The following is a 25,315-nucleotide window of genomic DNA, read 5'->3' on the forward strand; positions in this document are numbered from 1 at the left end:
ACGACATCGCCGGAGGTGTCGAGAGGCGCGGACGGACCCCCTCCCCGTCACCCGCTCGGCCCAGCCCGGGGACCGCTCAGCCGCGTCGCACCAGGGGGAACGGGAGCGTCTCACGGATGGTCAGGCCGGTGAGGAACATGACGAGCCGGTCCACGCCGATGCCCAGGCCGCCGGTCGGCGGCATCGCGTATTCCAGGGCGTCCAGGAAGTCGTCGTCGATTTCCATCGCCTCCGGGTCGCCGCCCGCAGCGAGCAGGGACTGCGCGGTGAGCCGGCGCCGCTGCTCGACCGGATCGGTCAGCTCCGAGTAGGCGGTGCCCAGTTCGGTGCCGAAGGCCACCAGGTCCCAGCGCTCCGCGAGCCGAGGGTCCTTGCGGTGCTGCCGGGTCAGCGGGGAGACGTCCGTCGGGAAGTCCTTGTAGAAGGTGGGCAGCTCGGTCCGCTCCTCCACAAGCCGCTCGTACATCTCCAGGACCACGTCGCCGCGGGTGTCCTCGGGAGCGTGCGGCACCGCCGCCCGGTCGCACAGCCCGCGCAGCACGTGCTCCTCGGTGTCGGCGTCGACCGCCTCGCCGAGGGCCTCGCTGATCGCCCCGTAGACCGTCTTCACCGGCCAGGGCCCGGAGATGTCGTGGAGGACGAGCTTCCCGTCGGCTCCCGCCTTGTGCGCGACGGGCGAGCCGAAGGCCGCCTGCGCCGCGCCCTGGATCAGCTCGCGGGTGAGGTCGAGCATGACGTCGTAGTCGGCGAAGGCCTGGTAGGCCTCCAGCATCGTGAACTCGGGATTGTGCTTGTAGGAGACGCCCTCGTTGCGGAAGGTGCGGCCCATCTCGAAGACCTTCTCCATGCCGCCGACGCACAGCCGCTTCAGGTACAGCTCGGGTGCGATGCGCAGGTACAGGTCGAGGTCGTAGGCGTTGATGTGGGTGCGGAACGGCCGGGCGTTGGCGCCGCCGTGGATCTGCTGGAGCATCGGGGTCTCGACCTCCAGGTACCCGCGGTCCAGCAGGCCCTGGCGCAGGGCCTGTACCGCGCTGGAGCGGGCCCGTACGACGTCCCGGGCGCCGGGGCTCGCGACGAGGTCGAGGTAGCGGCGCCGGACGCGGGCCTCCGGGTCGGCGAGCCCCTTGCGCTTGTCGGGGAGGGGGCGCAGGCACTTGCCGGTGAGCTGCCAGTCCCGCACGACCAGGGACAGCTCGCCGCTCTCGCTCGCGCCGACCTCGCCGCTCGCGACGACGTGGTCGCCGAAGTCGACCTGGGAGGTGAAGGAGTCCATGACACCGGCGCCGGTCTCGTCGCGCGTCAGCATCAGCTGTACGTCCCCGGACCAGTCGCGCAGGACGGCGAAGAGCACGCCGCCGAGGTCGCGTACGACCATGACGCGCCCGGCGAGGGTGGCCTCCTCGCCGGAGCGGGCGCCGGGCGGGTGGATGGGGTGCGCGGCCTTCAGCTCGGCCACGGTGTGGGTGCGCTGCCGGATGCCGACCGGGTACGGGTCGGTGCCGCCGGCGCGGATGCGCTCCAGCTTGTCGTGGCGGACGCGCACCTGCTCGGGCAGCCGCCCGGCCCGCGGGACCGCCTCGGCCTCCTCCCCTGCGGTGTCCAGGCCCAGGGAGGCGATGGAGGGCAGCCCCTCGGTGGACGCGGGGGCGGTGAGGCCCTTGGGATGGCCGTTTCCCCACAGGGTGCGCAGGCTGGGTACGGAGACGAAGCCCTCGGCGATGCCGGAGGCGAGGCTGACCCGGGCGAGCGAGCCGGCGTCCTGGTAGCAGAGGAACCGCGGGTACCACTCGGGGCCGTACTTGACGTTCGAGCGGTACAGCGCCTCCAGCTGCCACCAGCGGGAGAAGAACAGCAGCAGCTTGCGCCACAGCTTGAGGACGGGGCCGGCGCCGATCCGGCCGCCCTCCTCGAAGGCGGAGCGGAAGACGGCGAAGTTGAGGGAGATCCGGCGTACGCCCAGGCCGGGGGCGGCGGCGCAGAGCTGGGCGACCATGAACTCCATGACCCCGTTGGGGGCGGTGCGGTCACGGCGCATGAGGTCGAGGGAGATGCCGTCCTTGCCCCAGGGAACGAAGGAGAGCAGGGCGATCAGCTCTCCCTGGGCGTCGAGGGCCTCCACCAGGAGGCAGTCCCCGTCGGCGCGGTCGCCGAGCCGGTCCAGGGCCATGGAGAAGCCGCGCTCGGTCTCGGTGTCGCGCCAGCGGTCGGCCCGGTCCACGATCATCTGCATCTCGTCCTCGGAGAGGGCGGAGTGGCGGCGGATGAGCGTGGTGGCCCCGGTGCGCTTGACCCGGTTGACGGCCTGCCGGGTGACGCGCATGTCACGGCCGTCGAGGTCGAAGTGGGCCACGTGGAGGATGGCCTCGTCTCCGAGCTGGAGGGCGCCGAGGCCGGAGCGGGCGTAGGCGTTGGCACCGTTCTCGGAGGCGCCCATGACGGCGGGCTGCCAGCCGTAGCGGCGGGCGACGGCGAGCCAGGCGTCGATGGCGGGGGTCCAGGCCGCGGGGTCCCCGACCGGGTCGCCGCTGGCGAGGCAGACGCCGGCTTCGACGCGGTAGGTGACGGCGGCCTTGCCGTTGGGGGCGAAGACCACGGCCTTGTCGCGGCGGGTGGCGAAGTAGCCGAGGGAGTCGCTGCGCCCGTAGGCGCCGAGGAGGGCCCGGATGCGCAGCTCCTCGTCCCCGTGCAGCGCGGCGGTCAGGCGCTGGGAGCGGAAGAGGGTGGCGGCGGCGTTCAGCAGGGCGACGGCGCCGAAGAGGCCGAGCAGGAAGTACAGCGGCCGGGGCGGGCGGCCGTCGAACTCCCGGGCGGAGAAGAGGCCGCCGAAGACCTGCTTGGCGGCCCAGTCCAGCCACTGCCCCCGGGGCAGGCTGCCGGGAAAGAGGCCGACGAGCCCCCAGCCGACGAGGACGGCGGCGAGCAGGCCGGTGCCGAGGACGATCAGGGCCCGCCAGAGCGCGCCGGGCCGGGAGGCGGCGTAGAACTCGCTGCGGGCGGCGATCAGCAGGGCCAGCGCGGCGATGGCGACGGCCATGGAGGGGACGCCGATCCAGTAGTCGCCTTCGGCCATGCTCAGCACGTCGGCGAGGATCAGCAGGGCCAGATAGGTGACGACGATCCACCAGGCGACCTTCTTGCGGGTGCCGAGGGCCGCGGCGAGGAGGAAGAGGAAGACGGCGTAGGCGAGGTTGGCGCTGACCGGGACGACGATGAGGTCCAGGAAGTGCACGATGGGCCGCAGCAGCCTGCGCAGTGTCGGGGAGAGCGACAGCAGGGCGCACAGCAGGCCGAGCGCTCCGAAGAACGCGCCGAATCCGTCGGGAACCCGGTTCAGGAAGCGGTTCCGGGTTCCGCGCGTCTCCTCCACGGTGGCACTCATGGTTCGCACTGTAGGGACGGCGGCGGTCGTCCGCTCGGCGAGGCGGATACGCTCGGGAGGGTGACGGAGCACGTGAACACGGGATTCGAGCGCGGTACCGACGGCCCGAAGGTGATCCTGGCCGGGGTCGACGGGTCGGAGTCCTCCCTCCGGGCCGCGGCCTACGCGGCGGGGCTGGCCCGGCGGCAGAACGCACTGCTGGCGCTGGTGTACGTCCAGCCGGTGATGGCGGCCGGGGCCTCGCTGGGCGCGCCGGTGGCCGACACCACCGGGGAGATCGCGGAGGGGCTGGTGGCGGAGATCCGCGAGTCGGCGGAGCGCCTCAAGGGCATCTACGAGGTCCGCTGGCAGTTCCACACCTTCCGCGGCGACCCCTACGCGGGCCTGGTGAGCGCGGCGGAGGAGCTGACGGCCGACGCGGTGGTGGTCGGAGCGTCCGAACAGGCCGGGCACCGCTTCGTGGGCTCGGTGGCGATCCGCCTGGTCAAGGCGGGCCGCTGGCCGGTGACGGTGGTCCCGTAGGCCGCAGGCGCGGGCCGTGCGGCCGGGCCCGGGGTGCTACTTCGCCATGGTGAGGCCGTCCTTGGCGGCTCCGCGGCTGAGGACGGCTTCGCTGATGGCGTCCTGGGCGCGCTCGTAGTCGTCGCGGTCGGGGTCCTTGGCCAGGGTGGCGGGGAGGTTGACGACCCTGCCGCTGGACAGGTCCATCATCTGGGGGACGAACTCGGCCTTGGTCACCTGCCAGCGCTGCCCGGCCGCGGCCGGCGGGGCGAAGGTGAAGCGGCCGATCGAGCCGTAGTTGCCGCGCATGTCGCGGGCCCCGGTGTAGTTGAACATCTCCCCGGCCACCTGGTCGCCCATGCCGTAGATGATCCAGGTCCCGTTGACCTTCTCGTAGGGCTGCGGGATGTGCGCGTGCGTGCCCAGGATCAGGTCGATGTCGGGGCGCCCGCCGGTCTGCGAGGCGGTCAGCGCCCTGCCCAGCGTCAGCTGCGTCTCGTCCGGTTCGGTCTGCCACTCCGTGCCCCAGTGCAGACTGACCAGGACCACGTCCGCGCCCGACTTCCGGGCGGCCCGCGCATCCGCGATGATCTTGTCCTGTTCCATGAGGTTGACCGCCCACGGCTGCCCCTCGGGCAGCGGGTAGCCGTTGGTGTCGTAGGTGTACGCGAGGTGCGCGACCTTGGCGGAGCCCGCCGTGTAGGTGGTCACCGTGGCCGCCTCGGCCGCCGTACGGGCCGAGCCGGCGTGTTTCAGGCCGACCTTGTCGAAGCGGTCGAGGGTGCGGCGCAGCCCGTCGGCGCCGTCGTCGAGGGTGTGGTTCGAGGCCGTGGAGCAGCCGTCGTATCCGGCGTCCTTGAGCCCGTCGGCCACCTCTTGCGGGGACTTGAAGGCGGGATAGCCGGAGAAGGGGCCGCCTTCCTCGCCGTAGATGGTCTCCATGTGGCACAGGGCCAGGTCGGCCGCGGAGACCAGGGGTTTGACGCCGGAGAACATGGGCCTGAAGTCGTACCCGTCGCCGTCCGCGTCGTCGGCCGCGCGCTGGATGACCGAGGTGTGCGGGAGGACGTCGCCGCTCGCGACCAGGGTGAATCCCCCGGCTGCCGGGGAGCCCTCGGCGCTGGTGGGGGTCCGCTTGCCGGGTTCGGCGAGGCGGGCCGGTGCCGGGCCCGCTGCCGAGCCCCCCGCGGCCGAGCAGCCGGCGGCCGCCGAGAGCAGGAGGGCCGAGAGGACGGAGACGGCCTGTCGGGTGCGCTTGGTCATCTATCCCGGCTCTCATTGGTAGGACTATCTGATCACCTGCAATCCATATAACGAGACGCCCCAAGTCAAGGACCGGATCCGGCCGGGGGGCACCGGCTCACCCGGACGGCGGCCTCCGGAGGCTCCGGGGGCCGCCGGGAGCGAAGACCCCGGGTGGCCGCCGGGGGTGCTGCCGTGAGCGCCGTCCGGGCCGGCGCCGCGACCGCTGCCGTTCGGCGCGCCGTTCGACCGTTCACCGCCCGGCCCGGCCGCCCACCGGATGACCCGGGTGCTTGGGCGCACCACCCCGACCGGACGGTTCCCGGGCGGCTCCGTGCAGGTCAGGGTTGAGGTGTCGCCCTCGGTCACGGACCCACGGACCCCGGAAGGAGCCCCTCGTGCCGCCCTCCCCCACCCTTTCGCACACCGATCCCGAGGCCCTGGCCGAACTCCAGCGCGACCACGGGCGGGCGCTGTTCGGTTTCCTCGTCGGGCTGACCGCCGGGGACGCCCAGCGCGCCGAGGACCTCGTACAGGAGACGCTCGTACGGGCCTGGCAGCACCCGGAGGTCCTCGCGAGCGGACACGAGTCCATGCGGCCCTGGCTGTTCACGGTGGCCCGGCGCCTCGCGATCGACGCGCGGCGGGCCCGTCTGTCCCGGCCGCAGGAGGTGGACGCGGAGGGGCTCGAGCAGGCACCGGCGCCCGAGGATCCAGTGGCCGGTTCGGTCACGGCGATCGACGTGCGGCGGGCCGTGGGCTCCCTGGGGCCGGAGCACCGCGAGGTGCTGCTGCAGGTCTACTTCCGGGACCGCTCGGTGGCCGAGGCCGCCGCCGAACTCGGCATTCCGGCCGGAACCGTCAAATCCCGTACGCACTACGCCCTGCGGGCCCTGAAGAAGGGCCTCCAGGGGTACGGGTACGGCCTCGGCGCCTGAGGAAGGGCGCACGGGGAAGGGTCGGAGAACGCCTCGAACGGGCGCGGACCGGACATGAACCGCACGAAATGAGGCATCAGACCGTGCAAGTTGAGTAAACATCCCCCGCTCCGCGAGCCGCTCGGTGAAGGCTCGGGGCTGACGACGGGACGCTCGACGCGCGGGAGAAGGTGGAACGGTGCAGCCCGAGGGTATGAACGGCACCAGTGACGGCGGGCTCGCGGTGCCCATGGCGTGGCTCTACGCCGAGTACATCGCGGACGAACTGCTGCGCACCGGCCGGCTGATCCCGGTCAGCACCCTGGAGTTCCGGGCCGGGCGCGACACCCTCGCGCTGACGATCTACCTCTCGGACGCGGCCGGGGAGCTCTCCGGGATCCGGGTGGTCTCCCAGCTCGACGAGTGGCTCTCGCTGACGGCGTACGGTCATCCCTGGCGCGACTGGGTCCACACCCGGTTCCTCGCGCTGGGCGAGGAAGCCAGCGAGCGCGGCCGGGCCGGGGAGCCGGACCTGGAACTGGCCCGGGCGGCGTGGCGCTGGCTGGACCGCACCGAACTGTTCGCCACCAATCTGGACCCGGGCCGGAACGGCCACGCCGGCACCTCGCCCGGCCTGGACGAGAACGCCCGGGTCTGGACCCCAGCCTGGCAACTCGGCCTGCCGCTGGGCCATTTGGCCATGCACCTCTTCTGAGCGGCCCTCTCGCCTACCCGCGGCGGCGGGCGGGGCCCGGCGCCTGTGCCGGGTCCGTCACCAGGCCCGTGAAATCGGCCTCGTTGCGCTCGGCCCGGGCGACGTACCACCGGGCGATCAGCCACATCAGCGGATACACCAGCACGCCCAGAGCGGCCCACATCAGCGGCCCCGACCCGGCGCGCGGCAGCACCGATACCAGCGGGAGCGTCCCGACCAGCAGCGCCAGCGCGGCCAGCGCCCCCAGCGCGGCACGCAGCTGACTGCGCATCAGGGCCCGTACGTAGGTCGCGCCCAGGGTGGTCTGTTCGGAGATCTCGGAGCGCGCCGGGGTGTGCGCGGGCGGCCGGCGGCGGACGCTCCGGGGCACCCCGGTGACGACCTCGCGCCGGGGCGGCGACTGCGGCTGCTCCTCGGCCATGGTGCCGGAGTCTACGCAGCGCCCGGCTATTTGAGGAGGCGCGAGAGCCGCCGGTCGGCGAGCGGCTTGCCGCCGGTCTGGCAGGTGGGGCAGTACTCCAGGGAGGAGTCGGCGAAGGAGACCGAGCGGACGGTGTCCCCGCACACCGGGCACGGCTCCCCGGCCCGGCCGTGCACCCGCAGGCCGCTCTTCTTCTCGGCCTTGAGCCGGCCCGCGGCCACCCCGTGCGCCCGCTCGACCGCCTCGCCCAGGGTGTCACGGACGGCCTCGTACAGCCGGGTGGTCTGCTCCTCGTCGAAGGAGGCGGCCAGTTTGAAGGGCGAGACCTTGGCCCGGTGCAGGATCTCGTCGCTGTACGCGTTGCCGATCCCGGCGATGACGCCCTGGTCGCGCAGGACGCCCTTGATCTGGCGCCGCTCCCCGGCGAGCAGCGCGGCGAAGGCGTCCCGGTCGAAGGCCTCGGCGAGCGGGTCGGGGCCGAGGCGGGCGATGCCGGGGACGTCCTGCGGGTCGTGGACCACGTACACGGCGAGGCGCTTTTGGGTCCCGGCCTCGGTGAGGTCGAAGCCGCCGCCGCCTTCGAGTACGACGCGCAGGGCGAGCGGGCCCTTGCCGGGGCGCGGCGGCTGCGCGGGCAGGGTGTCCTGCCAGCGCAGCCAGCCGGCCCGGGCCAGGTGGGTGACGAGGTGGAGCTCGCCGATTGGCACCGCCAGGAACTTGCCGTACCGGGCGGTGGCTCCGGCGCTCTGCCCTTCGAGGGCGGTCAGCGGCGGGTCGTACGTCTTGAGCACGCTCACGGCGAGCGGGAGGACGCGCTCGACCACCCGCCCGGTGAGGTGCTCGTCGAGGTACTCCCGCAGGGCCTCGACCTCGGGCAGCTCGGGCATGGGTCCAGCCTGCCGCCCTCCCGGACGAAACGCGAGCCGGCCGCGGGCCCCGCGGCTCCCGGTGACGCGACCGCCGGCCGGCCGGCCGGCCGACCCGGTGCGAGCCCCCGTAAGACAACCCCTACGTCATCACGAACTCGCACCACACGCATTTGCCGCTGCCCCGCGACTCCACGCCCCAGACGTCCGCCAGCCGGTCCACCAGCATCAGGCCGCGCCCCGAGACCCCCGCGTCGCCCGCCTCGCGCCGGCGCGGGAGCGCGCTGGAGCGGTCCTCGACCTCCACGCGGAGGCGGCGGTCGCTGCCCGACAGGATCCGCAGGGTGACGATCGCGGGGCCGTCCGTGTGCATCAGGGCGTTCACGATCAGCTCGTCTGCGACCAGCTCGATCTCGTCGGCCCTGTCCCCGGCGCCCCATGCGCGCACCGCCGCCCCGATCATGTGGCGGGCCGCCACCAGGGCCTCCGGGTCGCCCGGCGCCACGTGCTGCTGGAGCCGGCCGCCGCCCTGGGGCCCGGCCGGCACCTGTCGGCGCAGCAGGAGCAGCGCCATGTCGTCGTCCCCGCCGCGTTCGTCGACGACCCCGCAGAGGCGGTCCGCGAGGAGCTGGAGGTCTGCGGGTCCGCTGCGGACCAGCGAGGTCAGGTGCCGTATCCCGTCGTCGAGGTCGGCGCCGGGCTGTTCGACGAGGCCGTCCGTGCACAGCAGGATCGTTTCCCCCGGGTCCAGTTCCACCGTGGTGACCGGGTAGTCGAGCCGGCCGAACTCCGCCGAGAGGCCCAGCGGCATCCCGCCCGCCACCGGCAGCCTGCGGCAGTCCCCGTTCCGGGTGCGCAGCAGCGGGTCGATGTGACCGGCCCGGACCAGCTGGAGCACCCCCGTCGTCAGGTCGGCCTCCACGTACGTGCAGGTCGCGAAGCGGTCGGTGTCCAGCTCGTGCAGGAAGACGGAGGCGCGGGCCATGACGGTGCCCGGCGAGTGGCCCTCGGCGGCGTAGGCCCGCAGCACGATCCGCAGCTGCCCCATGACCGCCGCCGCGTGCGTGTCGTGTCCCTGGACGTCGCCGATGACGGCACCGACCCTGCCGGCGCCGGACTCCGTCCGGGAGGTGCCCCCGGGCAGCGGGATCACGTCGTACCAGTCGCCGCCGATGTCCCGGCCCATCCGGGCGGATCGGTAGCGTACGGCGATCTCCGCGCCCGGCACGGACGGGATCCGCCTCGGCAGCATGGCCTGCTGGAGGCCCTCGGCGAGATCGTGCTCCTGCTCCAGCAGCATGGCCCGCTGGAGGCTCTGCGCGATGCTGCTGCCGAGTGCGACGAGCAGGTTCCGCTCGTCCTGGGTGAAGCCGTTCTTGTCCTGGTAGAGCAGGCCGATCGCGCCGATGGGGCGGGCCTGGGCGATCAGCGGCAGGTAGGCGGCCGCCGAGATCCGCATGGACGAGATCTTCGCCCAGAGGCCGGGATAGCCCAGGGCGAACTCCTGGGCCGAGTCCAGGAAGCGCGGCTGGAGCGAGCGGACGACCTCGCTCATCGGGTACTGCTCGTCGATGCGGGTGTAGCGGGTACCGGGGACGAAGCTGCCCACCGGCCCCTCCGCGACGAGGTGGATCCGGCCGGCCTCGACCAGGCCCATCACCATGCCCATCGAGCCGAGGCGCTCCAGCCCGTGCGCGTCGCCGAGGGCGTCGATGACGTCCTGCACGGTCCGCGCGTGCGCGAGGGCCGCGGTCGTGCTCTCGACGACCGAGGTCTGGCGGCGCCGTTCCTCGTCGAGGCCGAGGCGCTCCGCCGAGTGGCTGAGCTCCTCGGTCGCGTCGCGGACGATGCCGATGATCCGGTACGGGCGTCCGTCCGGGCCGCGCATGACGCGGCCCTGGGTGTGGGTCCAGCGCAGCAGTCCGTCGCGGCAGCGGATGCGGAAGTAGGCGCCGTAGTTGTCCTCACGGCTCTTGAGAGCGCTGGAGACGAGGGCGTCGAGCCGGGCGGCCTCGGCGGGCGGGACCCGCGGGGACAGGGATTCCGGCCGCCCGTCGTACTCCTCGGGTGTCGTGTCGAAGACCTCGAGGGCCGCTGAGTCCATGTGCATGAGACCGGTGACGAGGTCCCAGTCGAAACTGCCCATGCGGTTCAGCGCGAGCGACCGGTCCGGGTGCGCGGGCCAGTCGTCCGGCAGCGATACGGCGGTCGGCACCGATCCACCATGACACACGGGCCGGTCAGGCGCTCTCCAGTGAGTAGCCCTGGAGGGAGGGGTCGGTCAGCTGGTCCGGGACGGCGTACGGAGCGTTGGGGTCGTTCGGGTGGTCGGGATCGGCCGGGGCGAGGGGGCCGTACGGGTCGGGGGTGCCGTACGGGTCGTCGGGCGCGAGGGGGATCCCCGGATCGCTCTGCCCGGGCGCCTGCAGGTCGAAGGGAATGTCCGAGGGGACCTCGGAGGGAAGGTCCGACGGGAGGTCCGAGGGGACGTCGGCCGACGGCGGCTGCTGGGGCGGGGTGGCCGGATTCAGGGACCCGCCCGGGCTCCGCGGCGAGCTCGGGGACTGCGGCGGGGCCGGCGCGGTCTGCTCACCCTGCGGGCAGTCGGTGGCCCCGGGCGCCGGAGCGCTGGGGACGGCATCGGCGCCCGGGATGTCGGACGCACCGCTGCCGGACGGCGCGGGCACCGGCGGGTCGGTGCGGGCCAGGCTGTTGCTGTCGGGGGTGGGACACGGCTCCCCGGGCGTGGCACCGGGCGGGGTGACGGGCCCGTCGGGGATGCCCTCGGCCGGATCGTACGGGGGCGGCACCTGCGGGGCGCGGTCCTGGGCGCCGTCGTCGCCCCGCTTGCGCTCGATCCAGGTGTTGTCGGCGACGTTGACGATCAGCAGGTTGTTGATCACCTGGGTGGTGGGTTCGATGACGATGACCTGGTTGGGCTGGTAGCCGCTCCACGGTTCGCCCTTCTGCACCGGACTGCCCTTGGGTGCGCGCGGGGAGAGCAGTGGGTTGCCGCACGCGCAGCGGACCCGGGGCATCCCGTGTTCGTCGACGAGGACGGCGGTGCCGGCCTGCAGGACGGCCTGGAAGCCGTCGGCCGTGCCGTCGCGGAAGCCGTGGTTGGTGACGCGGGTGTCGGCGCGCAGGACCACGGGGGTCAGGCCGCGCAGGAAGTCGGGGAGCTTCGCCTGTTCGATGTTGGAGGCCTCGGCGAAGGCCCGGGCCTTGGCGTCGTCGCTGGTGAGGTAGCGGACCTGCTGTTCGATGTCGCAGCTGCCGAGCCGCTCGGTGCCGCCGTAGAGACCGGGCGTGGCCGCGTTGACGGTACGGATGCCCTCGCCGGTCGGGTTGGGCAGCGGCGGCTGCACGGGCGCGGACTCTCCGGTGGCCGAGGAGGCGGTGAAGGGGTGGGGACCGGCGGAGGCCACGGGCTGGAGGTGGACCTCCTGGCTCTCCGCTCCGGCGCTTCCGCGGTTCTCCTCGGCGCCGCCGCAGGCCGCGGCGAACAGCCCGAGGACGGCGAAGAGGGCGGCGCCGGCCGGTGCGTGACGGCGCGGCGCCTGACGAGGTGTCGGAGGTGTCGGTCGTCCGTGCACGTGGATCTCCCTTTTCGCCCCGGTTGCTCCCTCTTGTCTGCACCATCCCCGCGCGTGCCGCAACCGGAAGCGTTCTTGAACATGTTCAAGGAAACCCGTAGAGTCGCGATCGCGAGTTGAACGCGTTCAAAGCGTTCGGCCGTGACCGGGAGGGGAGTCCGCCGTGACCGTTTTGGTGAACATGATCGTCACCCTGGGCATGCTCTGGGTCGTGCCGGCCGGCCTGCGCCTGATCGACCCTGTCGGCCTGCGCCGGGCCGCCCGGCTCTGGCCGCTGCCGGCCGCCCTCGGGGCGGTCTGCCTGTGGCTGCCGCGCGGTGCACCGGCCACCTCGCTCACCGCACTCTACGCGGCGGCCTGTCTGGCCCTCGCGGCGAGGGCCCCGGCCGCACTGCTGAGGGGCCGCCCGCCCGGCCCCGCAGGCGTCGCGGTCGCCACCGCGCTGGTCTCCCCGTCGGTCGCCGCAACGGCCCTGGTCGCCGAGCGGGCCGGGTACCGGCTCTTCGGCTTCGACCTCGACATCCTCGCCCTCACCGTGCCCCACTTCCACTTCGCGGGCTTCACCGCCGCCCTGGTCGCAGGGCTGGTGTGCCGGGCCGCCGCGCCGGGACCAGGAGCACGCTGGGCCGCGTACAGCGTCCCGGCCGGCACGCTGCTCGTGCTCCTCGGCTACTTCGTCGGCGACTGGGCCGAGCTGGTGGGCGCGGTGGTCCTGACCGGCGGGATGTGGGCGGTGGCCCTGACCACCTGGCGCGAGATCCGGCCCGCCGGCCGCGACCGCACCACGCGGGCGCTGCTCGCCACCTCGGCGGCGGTACTGGTGGCCACGATGCTGCTCGCCCTGTGGTGGGCGGCCGGCGAGGCCACCGGGATCGTCCACCCGACCCTGACCTGGATGGCCGCGACCCACGGCCTCGGGAACGCCCTCGGCTTCGCCCTGTGCTCGGTGCTGGCCTGGCGCCGGCTGACCGCTGACAGGACCGGCGGCGCCACCGCTGCCCGCGCCACCACCGCCGGCCCCGGCATCGCCACCACCACGGCCACGGCCACGGCCGCAGCCGCCACCACCACGGCCACCGCCGCCCGACAGGAGATCACGCCATGACCCGCCTCATCAGCACCGGCCGGGACGCCCTCAGCTACCCCGACGAGGGGGCGACGGCCCATCGGCCGCTGCCGGCCGGCTACCACCACCTGCACCACCGCACCCGGATCGGCCGGGGCCGGGCCGCCTTCGAGGCGGCTGGGGTCGCGGTGACCACCTTCCACGCCCACCGGACCTCCGGGATGCGCGTCCGGGCCGATGCCGGGGCCGTCCGCGCCGGCGACCGCGTCGAGGTGGGGATCGGCTTGGGCCCGCTGCGGATCACCGCTCCGTGCCGGGTGATCTGGACGGCGTACGAACCCACCCGCGTCGGGTTCGCGTACGGAACGCTGACCGGTCACCCCGAGTCCGGGGAGGAGTCCTTCATCGTGGACCTGGACCCGGACGGCACGGTCTGGTTCACGGTGACCGCCTTCAGCCGCCCGGCGAGCTGGTACACCCGGCTCGGGGGGCCGCTGGTCCCCTTCCTCCAGCTGAGCTACGCGCGCTGGCTGGGCCGCCACCTGCGCGGACTGGCCGCCGCCGCCTGACCGGTCCGATACTGGAGGCGATGGACTGGTTCACGGCGCCCGGGTACTGGCTCGGCCGACTGGTCTTCCAGCGGGCCCTCGCCGGTGTCTACCTCTTCGCCTTCGTGGGGGCCGCCCTGCAGTTCCGGGCCCTGATCGGGGCGAAGGGCATGCTGCCCGTGCCGCGCTACGTGCGGTACGTGCCATTCCGGCGCGCCCCCAGCCTGTTCCAACTGCGCTATTCCGACCGCCTCTTCGCCGCGTGCGCCTGGGCCGGCGCGGCCCTCGCCGCGGCGCTGGCCGCCGGGGCCGGGGACGAGGTGCCGCTCGGCGCGGCGATGGGCATGTGGGCGGTGCTGTGGGCGCTCTACCTCTCCATCGTGAACGTGGGGCAGACCTGGTACTCCTTCGGCTGGGAGTCGCTGCTGCTGGAGGTCGGCTTCCTGGCCGTCTTCCTCGGCAACGCACGTGCCGGGCCGCCGGTGCTGGTGCTCTGGCTGCTGCGCTGGGTGCTCTTCCGGGTGGAGTTCGGGGCGGGGTTGATCAAGATCCGCGGGGACGCCTGCTGGCGGCGGCTGACCTGCCTGTACTACCACCACGAGACGCAGCCGATGCCGGGGCCGCTGAGCTGGTTCTTCCACCGTCTGCCGAAGCCGCTGCACCGGGTGGAGTGCGCGGCCAACCACGTGACGCAACTGGGCGTGCCCGTGCTGTTGTTCACTCCGCAGCCGGTGGCCTCGTACGCCGCGGGGATCATCGTGGCGACGCAGCTGTGGCTGGTGCTGTCGGGGAACTTCGCCTGGCTGAACTGGGTCACGATCACGGTGGCCCTGTCGGCGGTGGACTTCACCGGGCTCGCGGGCCCTCCTCCGGCCGCCGCCTCGAGGCCGGCGCCGGTGTGGTTCGTGGTCCTGGTCTGCGCGGTGACCGTGCTGGTGCTGGTGCTGAGCCGGCATCCGGTGCGGAACATGGTCTCGCGGCGCCAGGTGATGAACCGCTCCTTCGACTCGCTCCACCTGGTGAACACGTACGGTGCGTTCGGCACGGTGGGCCGGATCCGGGACGAGGTGGTGGTGGAGGGGACCTCCGACCGGCTGCCGCACGCGGACGGCGACTGGCGGGAGTACGGCTTCAAGGGAAAGCCGGGTGAACTGCGCAGGATTCCGCGCCAGTTCGCCCCGTACCATCTGCGGCTGGACTGGCTGATGTGGTTCGCGGCGCTCTCCCCCGGCTATGCGAGGGACTGGTTCGGCCCGTTCGTGGAGCGCCTGCTGGCGGGCGACCGGGACACGCTGCGGCTGATCCGCCACAACCCCTTCCCGGACGCGCCGCCCCGCTACGTCCGCGCCCGGCTGTACCGCTACCGGTTCACCACCTGGCGCGAGCTGCGCACGACGGGCGCCTGGTGGCACCGCAGGCTGGTGGGCGAGTACCTCCCGCCCACCCGCCTGGCGGAGGCCGCGTGGTCAGAGCCCGAGTAGCGCCGCCTCCCGCTCCGGGGAGATGCCCTTGGCCGACCGGTCCGGGCGCAGCGGGGCGACTCCGCCGAGCGAGCGGAGCCAGGCCCAGGTGTCGGCGACGGTCTCCTCGACCGGGCGGCACTCCAGTCCCGCCGCCAGGGCCTTGGACACGTTCGCGCCGTGCATGTAGTCGTGCGCCTCGCCCGCGGGGATCCACACCGGGAGCTCGGTCCAGGGCTCGACCCCGGCCTCCTCGAGCACGGCCGGATCGGTCCAGCGCAGCTCGGCGCCGGCCCCGGTGACCGCGGCGCAGGCCTCCAGCAGGCTGCCGATGGTGGCGTGGCCGGCCGGGGAGACCACGTCGTAGGCACCGCTCCGCCCGGCCTCGGCCGCGTCCAGGGTCCAGTGCGCGAGGTCGCGTACGTCGATGTACTGGATCGGCAGGTCGCGCGGGCCGGGGGCGAGCACCGGGCCGCCACTGGCCGTGCGGCCCAGCCACCAGGGCAGCCGGCCGGTGTTCTCGTACGGGCCGAGGATCAGCCCGGCGCGGACCAGCAGGGCGCGGTCGCCGAAGGCCTCGACGGCGGCGAGCTCGGCGCCCCGCTTGTCCTCGGCGTAGGCGACGGGTCCGGCGTCGGGCGAGCCCTCCACCACCGGGCTGTCCTCCCCGCCGCCGGCCGGGGCGGGATAGGCGTACACCGAGCGGCTGGAGATGTACGCGTACCGCCCGGCGCGGCCGCTCAGCAGGCGGGCCGTGTCGCGGACGGCGGCGGGGGCGGCGCTCCAGGTGTCGACGACGAGGTCCCACTCCCCCTCGGCGAGGGCGTCCAGGCCCCCGGGGGCGGTGCGGTCCCCGTGCAGGGCCGAGGTCCCCGGCGGGGGCGCGTGGTGCCCGCGGTGGAAGACGGTCACCTCCCAGCCCCGGTCGAGGGCCTCCTCGGTGATCGCGCGTCCGACGAATTCGGTCCCACCCAGCATCAGCAGTTTCATGAGTGGCAGCCTGCCCGGGCGGGCGCGGCGCCGGAAGGCTTGATCGCCCACAGCGATGACGCTCAGGGCGTAGGCGTGAGGGGAACTGCGCCCGCGGGAGCCGCCGGTGCGCGAGCCGTGCGGGACGGGCCCGCCGGACAGCGGAGCGCCCCCGGTGCGGTCGGCACGTGGGGGGCGCTTTGCACCGCTTTGCCGCTAATCGATTCCGGGCAGGATGTGGGACTCCGCCAGGTCGTCCTCGTAGCCGGCCAGCCGGATCGGGGCGGATCGGGCCCAGACCTCGAGGCTTCCGAGTTCGTCGGTCCGCGGCTTGGACCGCGATCCCGGGCGCTCCGCCAACGTCGGTTCGGGCTGCGTCATTTCAGTCACCGCGCACTCCTTTGTGTCGCGTAACCCGGCAGGCGGACCGCGCGCCGGGCAGGGATGAAAGGGTTTCCGGACGCGGTGGCGCCTTGGTGGAGCGAGGCCCTGATGGGGCCGTCTGATGCCCCAGAGTACACATATGAGCGGGCCTGCGCTCGATAGAAAGGCAAAAACCGCGTCGCCCTCTTCTTTTCGCCGCGAGTTCGGGAAGTCGCCGGCCCCGCGGGTGCGACCAGCATGGTCCGCTCGACGCCGAATGCGCGCGGGGACCGCGCGGGGAGCAGTGGTGGCGGGGCCGGTATTCCGGGGGCCCGAAGTGCCGTATTCCTCAGGCGTTTCGGAGGCGGTGGATCTTCTGCGCGCCTGCCGCACGGGCCGCGGACCGCAGGCGGCAGCGCTGTTGCGGCACTCGCGTCCCTGCGGCGAAGAGGCCCGAATCGCCGGTTCCCTGCCGGATCCCGGCGATTTGCTCCGTCCGGGTGATGCGGCGCGGGCGGTGCGCGCGCCGCCGGGTCGGTCGCGGCGAGGGCCCGTCGCGCCGGCCGGAAACGGCGTCGACCCCTCCGGCATGCCGGAGGGGTCGAGCGCGGGTCGGGCGCGGTCGGGCGCGGTCGGGCGCGGTCGGGCGCGGGATCCCGTAGCGCCGGCGGGCCTACCAGTTGGCGGGGGCGTAGTCCTTCAGGAAGACTCCGAAGAGGTCCTCGCCGGCCTCGCCGCGCACGATCGGGTCGTAGACGCGGGCCGCGCCGTCGACCAGGTCGAGCGGGGCGTGGAAGCCCTCCTCGGCGAGGCGCAGCTTGTCGAAGTGCGGGCGCTCGTCGGTGATCCAGCCGGTGTCGATCGAGGTCATCAGGATGCGGTCGGTCTGGAACATCTCCTGGCCGCTGGTCCGGGTCACCATGTTCATCGCGGCCTTGGCGGCATTGGTGTTCGGGTGCCCCGCGCCCTTGTAGCCGCGGCTGAAGACGCCCTCCATCGCCGAGACGTTGACGACGTACGCACGCCCGCTGGCCGCCTTCCGGGCGGCCTCGGCCATGGCCGGCCGGAGCGCGCTGATCAGGATGAACGGCGAGGTGTAGTTGCACAGCTGGGTCTCGAGCAGCTCCACCGGGGAGATCTGGTCGATGGTCTGCACCCAGGTGTTGCTCTCGACGACGTCGGGCAGCAGGCCGCCCGCGTCGATGGCGGTACCGGCGAGGTGCCGTTCGAGGCTGGCGTTGCCCGCGACCAGGGCGAGGTCGGCGACCTTCTGCGCCTCGAGCCCGCTCGCGCCGACGGGCAGCGCCGCCAGGCCGTCGACCGCGCCGGAGTTGAACGCGCCGATGACGTGGTGGGCGGGGAGCTCGCCGGCGGGGAGCGGGGCGCTCTCCCCCTCGACCAGCGCCGCGTACGCGCTGGGCAGGCGGCGCACGGTCTGCGTCGCGTTGTTGATCAGGATGTCCAGCGGACCGGCCTCGGCCACCTGCTCGGCGAGCGCGACGGCCTGGCCCGGGTCGCGCAGGTCGATGCCGACGACCTCCAGGCGGTGCATCCAGTCCGCCGAGTCCTCCATCGCCTTGAAGCGGCGGATCGCGTCCTTGGGGAAGCGGGTGGTGATCGTGGTGTGGGCGCCGTCGCGCAGCAGCCTCAGCGCGATGTACATGCCGATCTTGGCCCGGCCGCCGGTGAGCAGCGCGCGCTTGCCGGTGAGGTCGGTGCGGGCCTCGCGCTTGGCGCGGTTCTCGGCGGCGCAGTTCGGGCAGAGCTGGTGGTAGAAGTAGTCGACCTCGACGTACCGCGTCTTGCAGACGTAGCAGGAGCGCGGGCGCTGGAGTATCCCGGCGATCCGGCCGGCCTCGGTGACCGAGGAGGGCAGGATGCCCTCGGTCTCGTCGTCGATGCGCTCGGCGGAGCCGGTGGCGGTGGCCTCGGTGACGGCCTTGTCGTTGGCGGTCTTTGCGGCGCGGCGCTCCTGGCGGCGGCGCTGCTTGACCGTGCGGTAGAGGCCGGCGGTGGCGCGGCGGACGGTGATCGCGTCGGGGTGGTCGACGTCGAGCTTGTCCAGCTCGTCCAGCACGCTGAGACAGAGGGCCAGCCGCTCGGGGTCGATGCCCGGGCCGTAGGCGTGCCCGTGTTCCTGGCTGTCTTCGGTCACCGTCATGGCCGCTGCCGTTCCTTGATCACTCGTCCGCATCCGCCTGCTGCGGAAGTCCCCAAAAGGGAAACTGTACGGATGCCACGGGCCCGGAACCAAACCTGCTGCCGTAGGCCTACGGACCGAGAGCGGGCCGTCACGGGGCGCACCGGTCGGCCACGCGCTCCGGTACTCCCGTACTACGCCCGGAGTATGAGCCGTGACCCCCTGTGGACGGAGGAATAGCGTAGATCGCTCGGGCATTGTGGACCTTATGAGTGCACTGGCGCTGTCGGTCCTGCTCTGCCTCGTGTCCGCCGTGGCGTACGCGGGCGGTGCGATCGTCCAGGAAAGGGTCGCGGCGACCACGCCGGACCGGCCCTACGCCCCGCTGCGCCGCGGCGGCTGGTGGGTGGCGGTCGCGCTGAACGGCCTGGGCGCTCTGCTGCACGTACTGGCTCTCGCATACGGGCCGCTCAGCCTGGTCCAGCCGCTCGGCGCACTCACCATCGTCTTCGCCCTGCCGATGGCGGCCGTCTTCGTACACCGCCGGGCGGGCGCGGCGGCCTGGCGGGGAGCGGTGCTGGCCACGGTGGGTCTGGCCGGGCTGCTGGCGCTGACGGGCGGGGAGGGACGGGCGGCGCACTCCCTGGCCGGCGTGGAGCGGAGCCTGCTGCTGACGGTGACCGGGGCCGGGGTGACGGTGCTGTTCGTGGCGGCGCACCGGATGCACCGGGAGGTGCTGCGCGGCGTGCTGCTGGCGGCCGCGGCCGGTACGGCCTTCGGCATGGCCTCGGTGTTCACGAAGTCGGTGGCGGAGGGCTTCACGCGGGGCGCGCCGGGCACGCTGTGGCCCGACGTCGCGGCGATCGCGACGCTGGCGACCGCCGGGCTGCTGCTCTCGCAGGCGGCCTACCGGGGCGCGGGCCTGACCGCGCCGCTGGCCACGGTGACCGTGGTCAATCCGGTGGTCGCGGCGACGGTGGGCATCGCCCTGTTCGGCGAGGGCTTCCGGTACGGGACGGCGGGCACCCTGGCGGCGCTGGCCGGCGCCGTGCTGACGGCGACCGGCCTGGTCCTGCTCGTGGCCGTGCCGTCGCACGTGCGCGGGTCAGATGCGGACTCCGTGGGAACGGAGGTACTTGAGCGGGTCGATGTCGGAGCCGTACCCGGGTCCCGTGCGGATCTCGAAGTGCAGGTGCGGACCGGTGGTGTTGCCGGTCGAACCGGAGCGGCCGATCCGCTGGCCGCCGGAGACCTGCTGACCGGCCTTGACGGCGAGCGCCGACAGGTGGGCGTACTGGGAGTACCGGCCGTCGGTGTGCCGGATGACGACCTGGTAGCCGTACGCCCCGGCCCAGCCGGCGGAGACGACCGAGCCGGGTCCGACGGCCTTGACGGAGGTGCCGGTGGCCACCGGGAAGTCGACGCCCGTGTGGTAGCCGCTGGACCAGGAGGAACCGGAGACGCGGTAGGCGGTGCCGAGGGCGGCGTCGACGGGGGCGGAGAAACCTCCCGCGGCCGGCTCCTCCTTCGCTGAGGCGGACTGCGCCGCCGGCTTCTCGGCGGGCTTCTGCGCCTGCTTTTCGGCCGGTTTTTCGGCCGGTTTCGGCGCGGCCTTGTCGGCGGGTTTCGCTGCGGGCTTCTCCGCCGCCGGTTCCACGGGCTTCACCGGTTCCGCCGTCCGCGGCGGCTTCTCGGGGTTCTGCGCGGGCGGCGCGGCGGTGATGCGCAGGGTGAGCCGCTGCCCGGGGAAGATGAGGTCCGGATCGGCGCCCACGGTGGCCCGGTTGGTCTCGTACAGCGCCTGCCAGCCGCCCTCGACGTGCTGCTCGGTGGCGATCGCCGAGAGCGAGTCGCCGGGCGCGACCACGTAGGGGTTCGGGAGGACGGACGTCCCGGTCGGGCGGGGCGCGGCGGCCTGCTGCCCGGCGGCGGTGGTCTTGGTCTGTTGCGCCGGGATCTTGGCGCCCTGGCCTTGGCCTTGGCCTTGACCCTGGCTCTGGTTCTGACTCTGGCTCTGGCTCCGGGGCGTGACGGCGGGGGCCGCTGCGCTGCGGCTGAGTCCGGCCCGCTTGCCGCAGTTCGGCCAGGCCTGCGGCCCCTGGCCCTTCAGGACCTTCTCGGCGACCGCGATCTGCTGGTCCTTGGTGGCCAGGTCGGCGCGGGCGGCGTACGCGGTGCCGCCGAAGGCCCGCCAGGTGCTCTGGCTGAACTGGAGCCCGCCGTAGTACCCGTTGCCGGTGTTGATGTGCCAGTTGTTCGTCGACTCGCAGGCGGCGACCTTGTTCCAGGTGTCCACGGAGGCGGCGTGCGCGGTCCCGGCTCCCATGAAGGGGAGCGCGATCCCGGCGCCGCCGGCGGTGACGGCGAGCGAAGCCCGGTTGATGCTGCTCGGCTGATACCGGCGGTGCCGGCCCCGTATACCCATGGGAGCCCCCATTGAAGACATCAGGAACCGCACAACCTAATCGTCTCGACCGGAGCACGACAAGAGGCGCAACACAGCGCCCTCCAGCGGAATTTGACATTCTTTCGACGAGGGGAAGGCGGGCGGGCCCGTCGGTCGTTGTAGCGTCGGTCTTCCCGCACACCGAAGCACGCAGGAGCGCACGCATGAGCACCAGCACAGCCCAGATCGGCGTCACCGGGCTCGCGGTGATGGGCAGCAACCTCGCCCGGAACTTCGCCCGCAACGGTTTCACCGTGGCCGTCCACAACCGCACCGCCGCCAAGACCGAGGCGCTCGTGGCGGATTTCGGGCACGAGGGCACCTTCGTGGCGGCCGGGTCCGCGAAGGAGTTCGTCGATGCGCTGGAGCGCCCCCGGCGCCTCGTCATCATGGTGAAGGCCGGGGAGCCGACCGATGCCGTGATCCGCGAGTTCGCCCCGCTGCTGGAAGAGGGCGACGTCATCATCGACGGGGGCAACGCGCACTTCGAGGACACCCGGCGCCGTGAGAAGGAACTGCGCGCGCAGGGCATCCACTTCGTGGGCGTGGGCATCTCGGGCGGCGAGGAGGGCGCGCTGCTCGGCCCCAGCATCATGCCCGGCGGCTCGAAGGAGTCGTACGAGTCCCTCGGCCCGCTGCTGGAGAAGATCTCCGCGAAGGCCGCCGACGGCACCCCGTGCACCTCGCACGTGGGTCCCGACGGCGCCGGGCACTTCGTCAAGATGGTGCACAACGGCATCGAGTACGCCGACATGCAGCTCATCGCCGAGGCCTACCACCTGCTGCGCGAGGTCGCCGGCTACTCCCCTGCGCAGATCGCGGAGACCTTCCGGGCCTGGAACCGGGGCCGCCTGGACTCGTACCTGATCGAGATCACGGCGGAGGTGCTCGCGCACACGGACGCCGCGACCGGGCGCCCGTACGTCGACATCGTGACCGACGCCGCCGAGCAGAAGGGCACCGGGCGCTGGACCGTGCAGATCGCCCTGGACCTGGGGGTGCCGGTGTCGGGCATCGCGGAGGCGGTCTTCGCCCGTGCGGTGTCGGGCCACGGCGACCTGCGGGCGGCTTCGCGCGGGCTCGCGGGCCCCTCGGCCGCGCCGCTGTCACCGCAGGAGGCGGACGCGTTCGCAGCGCAGGTGGAGGAGGCGCTGTACGCCTCGAAGATCGTCTCGTACACGCAGGGCTTCCACCAGATCCGGGCGGGCAGCGAGGAGTACGGCTGGGGCGTGGACCTGGGCGCGGTGGCCTCGCTGTGGCGCGGCGGCTGCATCATCCGGGCCGCGTTCCTGGACCGGATCCGGGCCGCCTACGACGCGCAGCCCGGGCTGCCGAGCCTGCTGGCGGACGCGCGCTTCGCCGAGGAGATCGGGGCCGCCCAGGAGGGCTGGCGGTCGGTGCTGGTGGCGGCGGTGCGCCAGGGCATCCCGGTCCCGGCCTTCGCGGCCTCGCTGGCGTACTACGACGCCCTGCGCACGGAGCGGCTGCCCGCTGCCCTCACGCAGGGGCAGCGGGACTTCTTCGGGGCGCACACCTACCGGCGCACCGACCGCGAGGGCTCGTTCCACACCCTCTGGAGCGGCGACCGCTCCGAGGTCCGCACGGACTGAGGCCGCCGGTACCCCCTCGGCCCTGGGGTGGCGGTCAGCTCCAGGGCCCGGGCTGCGGGATGGGCGCGGGTCCCGGCGGCGGAGGCACCGGGTCCGGCTCCGGGACGGGGCCGGGCACGGGCGGCACGGGGCGCGGGATCGGCCCGGGGTCCGGGAAGGGACTGGGGTCCGGGGTCGGCTCGGGCTCGGGCACCGGCGGCTGGGTCTCTTCGGCTTTTCGTACCATGCGGTCCATTTTCCCGCGATTGCGGACGGAATGCCCCTACGACTCTCCCGCCCGGCTTGGCTGCGGTCCCAGGACCGCGGCCAGGCCGCGGGCCGGGCTGGACAGCACCGGGATCCGGGTCGTGACGAGGTCCGCGGCGCCGGCCATGGAGGCCTGGGCCAGCACGATGACGTCGGCCTCGGCGGGGGCGAGCGCGTCGGCGGCCGCGGCCACCAGGGCGAGGTTCCCCGCGATGTCCCCCGCCTCGAAGCGCTCCCAGGCCCCGGGGACCAGGTGCCTGCTGATCGACAGCGGCCGCTCACCGGCCTCCTCGGCCAGCAGCTCGCACGTCGGGGCGAACGTCGACTCCACGGTGGCCAGCACGGCCATGCGCCGCCCCGCGGCCACCGCGGCGGCCGCCATCGGCCGGTCCACGCGCAGCACCGGGACGCCGAGCTCCGGAGCCAGGGACTCCGCCGTCGCCCCGATCGTCGAGCAGGTGACCAGTACGGGCACCGCCGCGCGGGCCACGGCCCCGGCGAGCACCTCCAGCAGGGCCGGAGCCACCGCCTCCGGCCCTTCGACGCGCGCCCGGGCCAGCAGCTGCGGAACCACCAGGTGCCGCAGGACGGCTCCGGGGTGGTTCCGGTCCCGCAGGGCGTCGAAGACTGGAACGTGCGCGGGCGAGGTGTGCAGCAGGACCGCGCCGACCGCCGTCACCACAGGTCCGGGCCGGCGGCGAGCTGCGCCTTGGCCGCGGCCACGACCCCGGCCGGCGCCTCGGGCGCCCGGTCGGGGTGTTTGGCGGCCCAGCTCGCGGCGTACGGGCAGAGCGGCACCACCGGCACGCCTTCACCGGCGGCGATCCCGTAGAAGGTCTTCACCAGCGACCCGGCGATACCGCGCCCCTCGTGGCCGGGCTCGACGATGGTGTGCACCGCCACCAGGGCGTGCGGCTCGGCGTCGAGCACGAAGTACGCGATGAACCCGACCGCCACCCCGTCCTCGACGGCCAGCAGCCTCCCCGCCCCGCGCTCGTCCTCGAACTCGATCGCCATGGTCCCCGGCTCCCCTCAGACGGCCACCGCGTGCGGGCTGCGCTCCTGATCCGTCCCCGGCACCGGCGCCGAGGGGTCCGCACCCAGCTCGACGATCCGGTTGTCCCCGTCGACGTGCACGACGCGGGGCTTCAGCGCCCGCGCCTCGGCGTCGTCGACCTGCGCATAGCTGATGAGGATGACCAGGTCCCCCGGGTGCACGAGATGCGCGGCGGCCCCGTTGATCCCGATGACCCCGGACCCCCGCTCACCCTCGATGACGTAGGTCTCCAGCCGCGCCCCGTTGGTGATGTCCACGATGTGGACCAACTCACCGGGCAGCAGATCGGCCGCGTCCAGCAGATCGGCATCGATGGTCACGGACCCGACGTAGTGCAGGTCGGCCTGGGTGACCGTAGCCCTGTGGATCTTGGACTTGAACATGGTGCGAAACATGAGGAAACTCCCGATATGTCTGCTCCCTGCCTGCTTGCCGCAGGTCAAGGGCGATGCCCGGAGCCTACAACGGTTCACATGTCCGGTCAGCTCTCCAAACCGGACACCTGGCCCTCCGTGTACGACGCCCTCGGCCCTGCACTTTCAAGCAGCCCTTGGCTGCCGACGGCACGCCGGTCCTCGAACAAGTCATATGGTGACCGGCAGCCTCGGATGGGTGGAGTGATGAAGCAAGAGACGTCAGCGATCCGCATCGCACCGTGGATGCATGTCATCACGCCCGGCGGGAGCGTGCCTCTCGATCAACTCCTGCCCGGGTCAGGCAGCGTGTACGTGGCCCGTCTCAGCGGTCAGGAGATGCCCGACGAGGTGTCTGCGTTCCAGCACTTCTCGGAGGTGCTGAAATTCCCTGATTACTTCGGGTGGAACTGGAACGCCTTCTACGATTGCCTGCGCGACCTCGATTGGCTTTCGGCAGACCATCGCATCCTGGTCATAGAATCCGCCGAGCGCGCCCTCTCGGAGGACGACGCTGCCCGCACAACCTTCTTCGGATGCCTGTGGCGCGCCGGTCAGCGGTGGTCCTACACCAAGCGACCCGAAGGCGTGACGCTCACCAAACTCTCCGTCGTCCTGTCGTGCGACAAGGACTCCGTATCCACCCTCGCGGATCAACTGGAGGCATGGCAGGAACAGCGCCATGGGTGAACTGACCCAGTCCGCCCCGCGATAGTGAACGCCTTGAGCCGGCCTCGCCGGTGGCAGTTCGCCGAACCACCGGGCACCGGTCATTCGCCGAGGAGGCGGCGGGCTTCCGAGAGGAGGTGGAGGAGTTCGGTGCGCGGAGGGGTGTCCGGGGTGGGCCGGGGGGCGTGGGTGATGAGGACGTGCAGGGCGACTGCGGCCTGGCGGGCGAAGAGGCCCAGCAGGTCGAGCTCCGGCAGGCCGGAGCGGGCCTGGGGGGACGGGTCGAGCACCTCCAGGACGCCGAGGACCCGGCCCCGGCGGATGAGGGGGGCGGCCATGAGCGCGTTCGGGACGTAGCCGGTGGACTCGGCGATGTCCCGGTCGAAGGACGCGCTGTCGTGCAGGTCGTCGACCACCATCGGCTCGCCCGAGGCGGCGACCCACCCGGCGATCCCCCGGCCCGCCGGGAACCGCCGGCCCACCAGGAACTCCTGTCCCTGCCCGGAGACGGCCTCGAAGACGAGCTCGTCCGCCGCGGAGTCCAGGAGCATGATGGAGCTCGCCTGCGCGCCGAAGATGGCGCGCGCGGTGTCCACCACCGACTGCAGGAGCTCCGTCAACGCCGGATCCGGCCGGAGTGCTGCGGACACGACAGGGGCGGTCGTCTGAGTCATGGGGCTTCCCTTCC

Annotated in this window: 22 protein-coding genes and 1 pseudogene; 9 read left to right on the forward strand and 14 right to left on the reverse strand. The window is 73.1% G+C overall.

Features of this window, described 5'->3' with window-relative positions:
- Positions 1-76: 76 nt before the first annotated feature.
- Positions 77-3,382 carry a bifunctional lysylphosphatidylglycerol synthetase/lysine--tRNA ligase LysX gene (gene lysX / locus ACIP5M_RS27030; RefSeq protein WP_401201560.1) on the reverse strand — a complete coding sequence of 1,102 codons (3,306 nt, stop codon included), beginning with the start codon at positions 3,380-3,382 and terminating at the stop codon, positions 77-79.
- Positions 3,383-3,442: 60 nt separating this feature from the next.
- Between lysX and ACIP5M_RS27035 the strand changes: the two genes are divergently transcribed.
- Positions 3,443-3,904: a universal stress protein gene (locus ACIP5M_RS27035; RefSeq protein ID WP_401201562.1), complete on the forward strand. Its 462-nt coding sequence runs from the start codon at positions 3,443-3,445 to the stop codon at positions 3,902-3,904.
- 36 nt (positions 3,905-3,940) lie between these two features.
- Here the strand turns inward: ACIP5M_RS27035 and ACIP5M_RS27040 are convergent, their stop codons facing one another.
- Positions 3,941-5,146: a CapA family protein gene (locus ACIP5M_RS27040; RefSeq protein WP_401201563.1), complete on the reverse strand. Its 1,206-nt coding sequence runs from the start codon at positions 5,144-5,146 to the stop codon at positions 3,941-3,943.
- Positions 5,147-5,523: 377 nt separating this feature from the next.
- On the opposite strand from ACIP5M_RS27040, the gene ACIP5M_RS27045 reads away from it, so the two are divergent.
- Together ACIP5M_RS27045 and ACIP5M_RS27050 are read left to right on the forward strand one after the other, a co-directional pair.
- Positions 5,524-6,063 (forward strand): sigma-70 family RNA polymerase sigma factor, encoded by a 540-nt coding sequence (locus ACIP5M_RS27045; protein ID WP_401201565.1) that lies wholly within the window; start codon positions 5,524-5,526, stop codon positions 6,061-6,063.
- 193 nt (positions 6,064-6,256) lie between these two features.
- Positions 6,257-6,757, forward strand: a complete 501-nt coding sequence (locus ACIP5M_RS27050; RefSeq protein WP_401201567.1) for a hypothetical protein — start codon at positions 6,257-6,259, stop codon at positions 6,755-6,757.
- Between the two features lie 13 nt (positions 6,758-6,770).
- Here ACIP5M_RS27050 and ACIP5M_RS27055 read toward each other — a convergent pair whose 3' ends face one another.
- The 4 genes from ACIP5M_RS27055 to ACIP5M_RS27070 form a co-directional block, all read right to left on the reverse strand.
- On the reverse strand, positions 6,771-7,178 hold the full coding sequence (locus tag ACIP5M_RS27055) for a hypothetical protein (RefSeq protein ID WP_401201569.1): 408 nt from the start codon (positions 7,176-7,178) through the stop codon (positions 6,771-6,773).
- Between the two features lie 26 nt (positions 7,179-7,204).
- Positions 7,205-8,065 (reverse strand): Fpg/Nei family DNA glycosylase, encoded by an 861-nt coding sequence (locus ACIP5M_RS27060; RefSeq protein WP_401201571.1) that lies wholly within the window; start codon positions 8,063-8,065, stop codon positions 7,205-7,207.
- A 121-nt stretch (positions 8,066-8,186) separates the two neighbouring features.
- On the reverse strand, positions 8,187-10,277 hold the full coding sequence (locus ACIP5M_RS27065) for a SpoIIE family protein phosphatase (protein ID WP_401201572.1): 2,091 nt from the start codon (positions 10,275-10,277) through the stop codon (positions 8,187-8,189).
- Positions 10,278-10,284: 7 nt separating this feature from the next.
- Positions 10,285-11,640, reverse strand: a complete 1,356-nt coding sequence (locus ACIP5M_RS27070; RefSeq protein ID WP_401201573.1) for a DUF6777 domain-containing protein — start codon at positions 11,638-11,640, stop codon at positions 10,285-10,287.
- Between the two features lie 163 nt (positions 11,641-11,803).
- Here ACIP5M_RS27070 and ACIP5M_RS27075 point away from each other — a divergent pair, with 163 nt between their 5' ends.
- From ACIP5M_RS27075 to ACIP5M_RS27085, 3 genes are read left to right on the forward strand one after another with little or no spacing between them, the layout of a single operon-like run.
- Positions 11,804-12,745, forward strand: a complete 942-nt coding sequence (locus ACIP5M_RS27075; RefSeq protein WP_401201574.1) for a YndJ family protein — start codon at positions 11,804-11,806, stop codon at positions 12,743-12,745.
- Positions 12,742-13,275: a DUF1990 family protein gene (locus ACIP5M_RS27080; RefSeq protein WP_401201575.1), complete on the forward strand. Its 534-nt coding sequence runs from the start codon at positions 12,742-12,744 to the stop codon at positions 13,273-13,275. Before ACIP5M_RS27075 ends, ACIP5M_RS27080 begins: the two co-directional genes overlap by 4 nt.
- Positions 13,276-13,295: 20 nt before the next feature.
- Positions 13,296-14,735 (forward strand): lipase maturation factor family protein, encoded by a 1,440-nt coding sequence (locus ACIP5M_RS27085; protein WP_401201577.1) that lies wholly within the window; start codon positions 13,296-13,298, stop codon positions 14,733-14,735.
- On the opposite strand, the gene ACIP5M_RS27090 is transcribed toward ACIP5M_RS27085, so the two are convergent.
- From ACIP5M_RS27090 to ACIP5M_RS27100, 3 genes are all read right to left on the reverse strand, one after another.
- Positions 14,721-15,704, reverse strand: coding sequence for an NAD-dependent epimerase/dehydratase family protein (locus ACIP5M_RS27090; RefSeq protein ID WP_401201578.1), 984 nt, complete (start codon positions 15,702-15,704; stop codon positions 14,721-14,723). The two genes, ACIP5M_RS27085 and ACIP5M_RS27090, sit on opposite strands and share 15 nt — an antisense overlap.
- A gap of 195 nt (positions 15,705-15,899) precedes the next feature.
- Positions 15,900-16,073, reverse strand: a complete 174-nt coding sequence (locus ACIP5M_RS27095) for a hypothetical protein (RefSeq protein WP_401201764.1) — start codon at positions 16,071-16,073, stop codon at positions 15,900-15,902.
- 646 nt (positions 16,074-16,719) lie between these two features.
- Positions 16,720-18,207: an SDR family NAD(P)-dependent oxidoreductase gene (locus tag ACIP5M_RS27100; protein ID WP_401201580.1), complete on the reverse strand. Its 1,488-nt coding sequence runs from the start codon at positions 18,205-18,207 to the stop codon at positions 16,720-16,722.
- 247 nt (positions 18,208-18,454) lie between these two features.
- On the opposite strand from ACIP5M_RS27100, the pseudogene ACIP5M_RS27105 reads away from it, so the two are divergent.
- A pseudogene (locus ACIP5M_RS27105) lies at positions 18,455-19,186 on the forward strand (DMT family transporter); the annotation flags it as partial.
- A gap of 105 nt (positions 19,187-19,291) precedes the next feature.
- On the opposite strand, the gene ACIP5M_RS27110 reads toward ACIP5M_RS27105, so the two are convergent.
- Positions 19,292-20,611, reverse strand: coding sequence for a transglycosylase family protein (locus ACIP5M_RS27110; protein ID WP_401201582.1), 1,320 nt, complete (start codon positions 20,609-20,611; stop codon positions 19,292-19,294).
- A 185-nt stretch (positions 20,612-20,796) separates the two neighbouring features.
- Between ACIP5M_RS27110 and gndA the strand changes: the two genes are divergently transcribed.
- A complete protein-coding gene (gene gndA, locus ACIP5M_RS27115; protein ID WP_401201583.1) occupies positions 20,797-22,242 on the forward strand; it encodes an NADP-dependent phosphogluconate dehydrogenase in 1,446 nt (481 codons plus the stop codon).
- A 262-nt stretch (positions 22,243-22,504) separates the two neighbouring features.
- On the opposite strand, the gene ACIP5M_RS27120 is transcribed toward gndA, so the two are convergent.
- The 3 genes from ACIP5M_RS27120 to panD are packed head-to-tail and all read right to left on the reverse strand — an operon-like array spanning position 22,505 to position 23,940.
- Entirely contained in the window at positions 22,505-23,167 is a 663-nt protein-coding gene (locus tag ACIP5M_RS27120; protein WP_401201585.1) for an aspartate/glutamate racemase family protein, read from the reverse strand.
- The gene (locus ACIP5M_RS27125) at positions 23,164-23,505 is read right to left on the reverse strand and encodes a GNAT family N-acetyltransferase (RefSeq protein WP_401201587.1); all 342 of its coding nucleotides are present in this window, start codon (positions 23,503-23,505) and stop codon (positions 23,164-23,166) included. Before ACIP5M_RS27125 ends, ACIP5M_RS27120 begins: the two co-directional genes overlap by 4 nt.
- A gap of 15 nt (positions 23,506-23,520) precedes the next feature.
- Positions 23,521-23,940 carry an aspartate 1-decarboxylase gene (panD, locus tag ACIP5M_RS27130; RefSeq protein WP_401201588.1) on the reverse strand — a complete coding sequence of 140 codons (420 nt, stop codon included), beginning with the start codon at positions 23,938-23,940 and terminating at the stop codon, positions 23,521-23,523.
- Between the two features lie 225 nt (positions 23,941-24,165).
- On the opposite strand from panD, the gene ACIP5M_RS27135 reads away from it, so the two are divergent.
- On the forward strand, positions 24,166-24,648 hold the full coding sequence (locus ACIP5M_RS27135; RefSeq protein ID WP_401201590.1) for a barstar family protein: 483 nt from the start codon (positions 24,166-24,168) through the stop codon (positions 24,646-24,648).
- 80 nt (positions 24,649-24,728) lie between these two features.
- Here the strand turns inward: ACIP5M_RS27135 and ACIP5M_RS27140 are convergent, their stop codons facing one another.
- Positions 24,729-25,301, reverse strand: coding sequence for a GAF domain-containing protein (locus ACIP5M_RS27140; protein ID WP_401201591.1), 573 nt, complete (start codon positions 25,299-25,301; stop codon positions 24,729-24,731).
- Positions 25,302-25,315: the final 14 nt, after the last annotated feature.

This window comes from Streptomyces sp. NPDC088762, assembly GCF_044750905.1.
In the GTDB taxonomy this organism is placed as follows: Bacteria; Actinomycetota; Actinomycetes; order Streptomycetales; family Streptomycetaceae; genus Streptomyces.

Bases quoted from the DNA above. Each gene is read 5' to 3' on its own strand.
- ACIP5M_RS27140 (WP_401201591.1), bottom strand. From the start codon at position 25,301: ATGACTCAGACGACCGCCCCTGTCGTGTCCGCAGCACTCCGGCCGGAT.
- ACIP5M_RS27040 (WP_401201563.1), bottom strand. From the start codon at position 5,146: ATGACCAAGCGCACCCGACAGGCCGTCTCCGTCCTCTCGGCCCTCCTG.
- ACIP5M_RS27055 (WP_401201569.1), bottom strand. From the start codon at position 7,178: ATGGCCGAGGAGCAGCCGCAGTCGCCGCCCCGGCGCGAGGTCGTCACC.
- ACIP5M_RS27100 (WP_401201580.1), bottom strand. From the start codon at position 18,207: ATGACGGTGACCGAAGACAGCCAGGAACACGGGCACGCCTACGGCCCG.
- ACIP5M_RS27080 (WP_401201575.1), top strand. From the start codon at position 12,742: ATGACCCGCCTCATCAGCACCGGCCGGGACGCCCTCAGCTACCCCGAC.
- gndA (WP_401201583.1), top strand. From the start codon at position 20,797: ATGAGCACCAGCACAGCCCAGATCGGCGTCACCGGGCTCGCGGTGATG.
- ACIP5M_RS27090 (WP_401201578.1), bottom strand. From the start codon at position 15,704: ATGAAACTGCTGATGCTGGGTGGGACCGAATTCGTCGGACGCGCGATC.
- ACIP5M_RS27125 (WP_401201587.1), bottom strand. From the start codon at position 23,505: ATGGCGATCGAGTTCGAGGACGAGCGCGGGGCGGGGAGGCTGCTGGCC.
- ACIP5M_RS27135 (WP_401201590.1), top strand. From the start codon at position 24,166: ATGAAGCAAGAGACGTCAGCGATCCGCATCGCACCGTGGATGCATGTC.
- lysX (WP_401201560.1), bottom strand. From the start codon at position 3,382: ATGAGTGCCACCGTGGAGGAGACGCGCGGAACCCGGAACCGCTTCCTG.
- ACIP5M_RS27060 (WP_401201571.1), bottom strand. From the start codon at position 8,065: ATGCCCGAGCTGCCCGAGGTCGAGGCCCTGCGGGAGTACCTCGACGAG.
- ACIP5M_RS27110 (WP_401201582.1), bottom strand. From the start codon at position 20,611: ATGGGTATACGGGGCCGGCACCGCCGGTATCAGCCGAGCAGCATCAAC.
- ACIP5M_RS27085 (WP_401201577.1), top strand. From the start codon at position 13,296: ATGGACTGGTTCACGGCGCCCGGGTACTGGCTCGGCCGACTGGTCTTC.
- panD (WP_401201588.1), bottom strand. From the start codon at position 23,940: ATGTTTCGCACCATGTTCAAGTCCAAGATCCACAGGGCTACGGTCACC.
- ACIP5M_RS27050 (WP_401201567.1), top strand. From the start codon at position 6,257: ATGAACGGCACCAGTGACGGCGGGCTCGCGGTGCCCATGGCGTGGCTC.